The sequence below is a fragment of the Pseudomonas sp. NPDC087817 genome, assembly GCF_044742875.1.
Classification (GTDB): Bacteria; Pseudomonadota; Gammaproteobacteria; order Pseudomonadales; family Pseudomonadaceae; genus Aquipseudomonas.
In genome coordinates this window covers 1-7,191 of record NZ_JBIUVJ010000009.1, presented here as the reverse complement: position 1 = coordinate 7,191, position 7,191 = coordinate 1, and the positions used below count along the sequence as shown (strand labels likewise).

The following is a 7,191-nucleotide window of genomic DNA, read 5'->3' as shown; positions in this document are numbered from 1 at the left end:
ATCGCGTCTTCCAGTTTGGTGGTGTAGTAGTGCTCTTGGGTGCCTTGAGCCGAAGTGCGGTACCACTGGATAACGATTTCGCTCATGCGCTCGCCGGAAGTCAGTGCTGCTTGCAGCAGTGGCGAAGCCTTGTCGTAGACCTTGGTGATGACAACTGGCTTGTGAACGCGCTGACCGGTTGGCTGACCGGATTGTGGGTCACGCGGGATGATCACGTCGTGGGTGAAAGCCTGAACCATAACCTGGTCTTCGTGGCCTTCCTGGTAGGTGTTGCCAACGGAGTCGGCTGTGAAGGCGCCGGCAGTGATCAGGCCTTGTTTTTCGCCGGTAACCGACATGTACGCTGGTGTAGCCATGGATGTGCTCCTTGCTAAAAGTTAGAGTGCCCGGAAGGCAAAATCGCCTAGTGGGTGCCCGACTGTAGTCAAGGTTCGTGCCAGAAATATTGAGGGCTATATAACACGGGGGGTTGGGGGAAGTTACTCTATCGTTTGAGTGATTTTAAAGCGTAATCACCCGGGATACTGCGCAAGAAGTTGCGCAGTACTGCGCAAGAAGTTGCGCACTCGCCTGTAGAGGCCGTGATACATGGCTTGGAGCGATGTATGCACAGAGTTATCCACATTTGAGTGCGCAAGAAGTTGCGCATAAAGTCAAAAGGCCATTATTCGATTGAATCTCAAATCCGTGCCATGTAATGGGGAAGCCTGCAGAATTCGGAAAAACTTACACTAATACTTTGGGCCGCTAGCGACGGGCGATATTCAAGGCTGCCATGACCGTAGCGATGAGAGAGTCCAGAGTTGCATTCCTCTATTCGAAACGACCATCGGTATAGTCAAGCTGACCTGATGCTCAGAATTCACGAGTGACAGACAGAGCGCGGTAGACAACATCTAAGGAACGCCGAGCTGCGTTTTACACACGATGGGCCACATGGTAGCGTCCTCGAATTCAGGTCGTGAAAACCCATATCTCGCCCTAATGGTGACAGCCAAAGCCTCGGACGGGGCTCCACGATCAAACAACGTTGCCACAGCTCAGCTTCAACTGCGACGTTTTTAGCCGACGGGCGCACGACGCCGAAAGCTTCGAAATCAGGTAGTGGCTCTCCGCTCTTCACATCCCACTCATGAGCGGACGACAAATCACGCACGCCTTTCAACTATTGCGCGGGCGGCGACGTTGCACTCAGTAGACCGAGATAGCCCAGCGCTACATCTCAGGCAGCGATTCGTAGATTTGTATGCACGGGACAACATCTTTCAGCCGCTGTTGTGCAGGCCAGGCACGCGTCTGCCCCACGTCGAAAATCTGACCTTACTCCATTAAACTCGGGATGAGAGCCTCCGCCATCCGGCATCGACCGCAAGCCGGACAATTCCGTTCTTCCCATGGCCCCTGACATTCAATGCGTAATGTCAGCCCTGCAAAAATCAAGCAGCTCATGTGGAGACTCACTATTGTCCTTATTGGCACTCACTGTACCGCTTCTTATCGGCATTGGATAACCGGACATCCGCAATATGCTTGACCTCCTAAACATGTTGCCGCTTGTAGATACCCGGTGGTGCACGCTTAACACGTTCGGGTTTAGGTTGAGGCCCCTTTCTCTTTGGTCTATCAAAACTACAGCAGGGATAATACACCGGCCGCCAATCCCACATCCCCCAAACCTCTTTAGCAGGGAACGGGCAACTCCAATTCCCAACACCATACTTATAGTTTTCTTCAACGAAATGTGTTGATTCTTGGTGGCCTGCGATATAGGTCGACCAAAGAGATTCGATCGGGCGAACTTCGTCGCCGTAAGTTTTTACATCACTGAAAAAATCAGTAAAACTTCCATAAATTTCGACTATAGCTTGAATAATAAAAGCAGTGGGTTCATCAGAGGGGAGCCTGTTCACAAACCTAGCATTCTTGACAACTCTCAGCCGCCTTTCAATATTATCTCCCAAACTCCTGTCGGATTCAGAATTCCAGATTTTTTGCTCGTAGACTCCGTTTTTATGGATTTTTTCATTCAAAACCGCAAGAACCGCCTCCTCCGAAAGGTGATCAGTACATGACAGTATTTCCGTAAAAATCTGAGCTTTCTTCAACTCAAATGGATCTTTATTCAGCGTCACAGGGCTATCTTTTAGGTGTCGTCCCTCACAGGCCTTCCACATTACCCCCAGATCATGACCTCCATGGGAAAACTGCTTATCACAAGTCGGGCAGCGTTTGATTAGCTCTACATTGTGTTCTGCACAGACTTTCAGCTCACAACAGTGAGCACGCCGCCAGAAAGAAAATCCTAAGCGTTCAACATCCTCTGCAACACAACCCGGACAAAAACCTGAAGGCTTTCTATTTGAATCGTAGCAACTTGAATAACTTATATACTTCTTCCGAGAGTAAGAAATATCTTGAATATTTTTAAATACTGACGTGCAAGGATAATTAGTATGTCTATGCAGAATTTTGTTTAAGCCGTAACAGCCTGTCCATCCCAGTACTTCGATTAGTGCAAAAATATCTGCCCTTGAGGGACTATTTGGAAATTTCCGAAATACGTCCTCGGAAGAGCATTTTCCTTTAATGAAAAGAGTTCGCTCCACAAAGGAACGCACAGTCTCCTCTGGCTGAATCGCTAGGATCATTTTGGGCTTTAAACCTTGAGCTCCGCCCATAGGAGGGGGAGCGGAGGGAACTGTCGCTAGCTACCGAACCCGAGGCATGGGCGCTAGCGACAGACTTCATTTATTTCCGACAGACTTTATTTCGTAGGATCAGTGCGTCGATCAACTGTGGATAACTTATTCCACCGTCACCGACTTCGCCAGGTTACGCGGCTGATCCACATCCGTCCCTTTGAGCACCGCAACATAGTACGACAGCAGTTGCAGCGGGATGGTGTAGAGAATCGGCGAGAGGATGTCGTGGATGTGCGGCATCTGCACGACGTGGGTGCCTTCGCCGTTGGTCATCCCGGCTTTCTCGTCGGCGAATACGATCAGTTCACCGCCACGGGCACGGACTTCCTGCAGGTTGGATTTGAGTTTCTCCAGCAGTTCGTTGTTCGGCGCCACGGTAACCACCGGCATGTCGTTATCCACAAGTGCCAGCGGGCCGTGTTTCAGCTCGCCGGCCGGGTAGGCTTCGGCGTGGATGTAGGAGATTTCCTTGAGCTTCAAGGCACCTTCCATGGCCACCGGGAATTGCGCGCCACGGCCGAGGAACAGGGTGTGGTTTTTCTCGGCGAACAGCTCGGCGATTTTTTCCACAGTGCTGTCCATGGCCAGCGCTTCGCCGAGGCGGGTTGGCAGGCGACGCAGTTCTTCGACCAGAGTGGCTTCGACGCCTTTGGCCAAGGTACCGCGCACTTGTCCGAGCGACAGGGTCAGCAGCAGCAAACCGACCAATTGCGTGGTGAAGGCTTTGGTCGAGGCTACACCGATTTCGCGGCCGGCCTGGGTCAACAGGGTCAGGTCGGATTCACGCACCAGCGAGCTGATGCCGACGTTGCAGATCGCCAGACTGGCGAGGAAGCCCAACTCCTTGGCGTTGCGCAGCGCTGCCAGGGTATCGGCAGTTTCACCAGACTGCGAGATGGTCACGAACAGGGTGTCCGGCTGTACTACCACTTTGCGGTAGCGGAACTCGCTGGCAACTTCGACCTGGCACGGGATGCCGGCCAGTTCTTCCAGCCAGTAACGAGCGACCATGCCGGCGTGGTAGCTGGTGCCGCAGGCAACGATCTGCACATTGCGCACTTTGGCGAACAGCTCGGCCGCTTGTGGGCCGAATGCCTGAACCAGCACTTGATCGTTACTCAGGCGACCTTCAAGGGTGCGTTGCACCACCGCTGGCTGCTCATGGATTTCCTTGAGCATGTAGTGGCGGAACTCACCTTTGTCGGCCGCTTCGGCACCATCGGTGTACTGCACGGTCTGGCGCTCGACGGCGTTGCCGTCGATATCCCAGATCTGCACGTTATCGCGGCGAATTTCGGCGATATCGCCTTCTTCGAGGTACATGAAACGGTCAGTTACCTGACGCAGGGCCAGTTGGTCGGAGGCGAGGAAGTTTTCACCCAGACCCAGACCGATCACCAGTGGGCTGCCACTGCGCGCAGCCACCAGACGATCAGGCTGCTTGGCATTGATCACCGCCAGACCGTAAGCGCCATGCAGTTCCTTGACCGTGGCTTTGAGGGCGACGGTCAGATCGTGCAGATCCTTGAGCTTGTGGGTCAGCAGATGGGCGATGACTTCAGTGTCAGTGTCCGAGGTGAATACGTAACCCAGCGCTTTGAGTTGTTCGCGCAGCGCTTCGTGGTTTTCGATGATGCCGTTGTGCACCACCGCGATGTCGCCGGAGAAATGCGGATGGGCGTTGCGCTCGCAGGGTGCGCCGTGGGTGGCCCATCGGGTGTGGGCAATACCGAGACGGCCGACCAGCGGGTGCTCGGCCAACGCGTTTTCCAATTCACTGACTTTGCCCGGGCGGCGCATGCGCTCGAGGGTTTCGTCGTTGGTGTAGACCGCCACACCGGCGCTGTCATAGCCGCGGTACTCAAGGCGCTTGAGGCCTTCGAGCAGGATGGCGGTGATATTACGTTCAGCAACTGCGCCGACAATTCCACACATGCTTATTTCTCCTGACTGACAGCCGCGCAAATCACGGTGATACCGCGGGCCTGAATCTGATCGCGTGCTTCTAGAGACAGGCGATCATCGGTAATTAGGGTATGGACGCTGCTCCATGGCAGCTCCAGGTTGGGAATCTTGCGACCGATCTTGTCGGCCTCGACCATGACGATGACTTCACGCGCCACTTCAGCCATGACCCGGCTCAGGCCGAGCAATTCGTTGAACGTGGTGGTACCGCGCAACAGGTCGATGCCGTCGGCGCCGATAAACAATTGATCGAAGTCGTAAGAGCGTAGTACTTGCTCGGCGACCTGGCCCTGAAAGGATTCCGAATGCGGATCCCAGGTGCCACCGGTCATCAACAGCACCGGCTCGTGCTCGAGTTCGCTCAGGGCGTTGGCGACGTGCAGGGAGTTGGTCATCACCACCAGACCCGGCTGCTGGCCGAGCTCGGGGATCATCGCGGCGGTGGTGCTGCCGCTGTCGATGATGATGCGCGCGTGCTCACGGATGCGCTTCACCGCTGCGCGAGCGATTGCTTGTTTGTATTTGGAAACGGTCTGGGCGGTTTCGGCGACCAGTTCGTGAGGCATGGTGATCGCCCCGCCGTAACGGCGCAGCAGCAGACCATGACTCTCAAGCGCGGCGAGATCCTTGCGAATCGTAACTTCGGAGGTTTCGAAACGCTTGGCCAATTCATCCACACTGACTTCGCCCTGCTCGTTGAGCAAGGCGAGAATGTTGTGGCGGCGCTGAGGTGTATTGCGTTTCGACATGGCGGCTTAAGTTTCGATTCGAAAGATAACGGAAGCAATCAAAACCTATCAGCAATAAATCGTCAAGCGGATGCTGGAAAAATATTCTGTGGATAAAAGCATCGCGGGCAAGCCCGCTCCCACATGGATTCGCTGTGCATTGAAGACCTTTGCTTCAACGCGAGTCCTGTGGGAGCGGGCTTGCCCGCGATAGCCATCGAACGGTCTGTGTATAACTCAGTTCTTTTTGATCTTCTCCGGCCGTTTCCAGCCATCGATGTTCTTCTGCCGCGCACGACCGACGGCCAATTGCGCGTTATCCACATTCTGCGTGATGGTCGATCCGGCAGCAGTGGTTGCGCCGTCAGAGATATCCACAGGGGCTACCAACGAGTTATTGGAGCCAATGAACACGTCCGCTCCCAACACGGTTTTCCACTTGTTGGCGCCATCGTAGTTGCAAGTGATGGTGCCGGCGCCAATGTTGGTACGTGCACCAATTTCGGCATCGCCCAAATAGGTCAGGTGACCAGCCTTCGCGCCCTCGCCCATGTGGGCGTTTTTCAGTTCAACAAAGTTACCCACATGGGCGCGCGCTTCCAGCACGGTGCCCGGACGCAGGCGAGCGAACGGACCGGCATCACTGCCCTCACCCAGCACCGCGCCTTCGATGTGAGAGTTGGCCTTGATCACCACGCCTTTGCGCAGGGTGCTGTCCTTGATCACGCAGTTCGGGCCGATCACCACGTCGTCTTCAATGACTACGTTGCCTTCGAGGATTACGTTGATATCGATCAGCACATCGCGACCAACAGTTACTTCACCACGTACATCGAAACGCGCCGGGTCGCGCAGGGTCACGCCCTGCGCCATCAGACGGCGGCCAGCACGCAACTGGTAATGCCGCTCCAGTTCCGATAGCTGTTTGCGGTCATTGGCGCCCTGCACTTCCATCGGATCGTGCGGCTGTTCAGTGGCCACGACCAGACCATCGCTGACCGCCATCTCGATCACGTCGGTCAGGTAGTACTCGCCCTGGGCATTGTTGTTCGACAAGCGGCTCATCCAGTCGGCCAGGCGATTGGCCGGCACGGCGAGGATGCCGGTGTTGCCTTCGGTGATTGCGCGCTGGGCTTCGCTGGCGTCTTTGTGTTCAACGATAGCCGCGACCTTGCCGTCGGCATCCCGCACGATTCGGCCATAGCCGGTCGGATCATCCAGCTCGACCGTCAGCAGGCCCATCTGGCCCGGGACGACATGCTTGAGCAGACGTCGCAGGGTTTCGACTTCGATCAGCGGTACGTCACCGTAAAGGATCAGCACGGTGTCTGCGGTAATGAACGGCACCGCCTGGGCGGTCGCGTGACCGGTGCCCAATTGCTTGTCCTGCAGGACGAAATTCAGATCGTCTGCGGCCAGACGCTCACGCACCACATCGGCACCGTGGCCAATGACCACGTGGATGCGTTGTGGATCAAGTTGCCGGGCGCTGTGGATAACATGGCCCAACATGGAATTACCGGCAATCGGATGCAGAACCTTCGGAAGCGCAGAACGCATGCGAGTGCCTTGGCCGGCCGCGAGAATTACGATTTCGAGAGACATGACTGGCTACCAATCCTGGGTGGTCAGCAACTGCGACCGGGGTTGTAAATTCGGAAAAGAAAAAAGGGTAGCCGAGGCTACCCTTTTTTATCAATCGCACAACAAGTGGCTGACGGATTAACCGCCAAACTTCTTGCGGATCTGCTGGACGGTGCGCAGCTGAGCTGCAGCCTCGGCCAGACGTGCGGACG

Annotated in this window: 5 protein-coding genes and 1 pseudogene; all 6 read right to left on the bottom strand. The window is 55.4% G+C overall.

Annotated features, from left to right (window positions below; translation table 11 throughout):
* Window positions 1–356 (bottom strand): Hcp family type VI secretion system effector (locus tag ACIONG_RS10315; RefSeq protein ID WP_401298873.1); only part of this gene is annotated, 356 nt, incomplete at its 3' end.
* Between the two features lie 1,182 nt (window positions 357–1,538).
* Window positions 1,539–2,648, bottom strand: a complete 1,110-nt coding sequence (locus ACIONG_RS10310; protein WP_401298870.1) for a TniQ family protein — start codon at window positions 2,646–2,648, stop codon at window positions 1,539–1,541.
* 156 nt (window positions 2,649–2,804) lie between these two features.
* Entirely contained in the window at window positions 2,805–4,637 is a 1,833-nt protein-coding gene (gene glmS, locus ACIONG_RS10305) for a glutamine--fructose-6-phosphate transaminase (isomerizing) (protein ID WP_401298867.1), read from the bottom strand.
* A gap of 2 nt (window positions 4,638–4,639) precedes the next feature.
* A complete protein-coding gene (locus ACIONG_RS10300) occupies window positions 4,640–5,416 on the bottom strand; it encodes a DeoR/GlpR family DNA-binding transcription regulator (protein ID WP_401298864.1) in 777 nt (258 codons plus the stop codon).
* Window positions 5,417–5,632: 216 nt separating this feature from the next.
* Complete coding sequence (gene glmU, locus ACIONG_RS10295) at window positions 5,633–7,000, bottom strand: bifunctional UDP-N-acetylglucosamine diphosphorylase/glucosamine-1-phosphate N-acetyltransferase GlmU (RefSeq protein ID WP_401298861.1); 1,368 nt, start codon at window positions 6,998–7,000, stop codon at window positions 5,633–5,635.
* A 117-nt stretch (window positions 7,001–7,117) separates the two neighbouring features.
* Window positions 7,118–7,191, bottom strand: a pseudogene (locus ACIONG_RS10290) (F0F1 ATP synthase subunit epsilon); the annotation flags it as partial.

Excerpts from the sequence above, each read along its gene's own strand:
- ACIONG_RS10300 (WP_401298864.1), bottom strand. The coding sequence starts at position 5,416 with ATGTCGAAACGCAATACACCTCAGCGCCGCCACAACATTCTCGCCTTG.
- glmU (WP_401298861.1), bottom strand. The coding sequence starts at position 7,000 with ATGTCTCTCGAAATCGTAATTCTCGCGGCCGGCCAAGGCACTCGCATG.
- ACIONG_RS10310 (WP_401298870.1), bottom strand. The coding sequence starts at position 2,648 with ATGATCCTAGCGATTCAGCCAGAGGAGACTGTGCGTTCCTTTGTGGAG.
- glmS (WP_401298867.1), bottom strand. The coding sequence starts at position 4,637 with ATGTGTGGAATTGTCGGCGCAGTTGCTGAACGTAATATCACCGCCATC.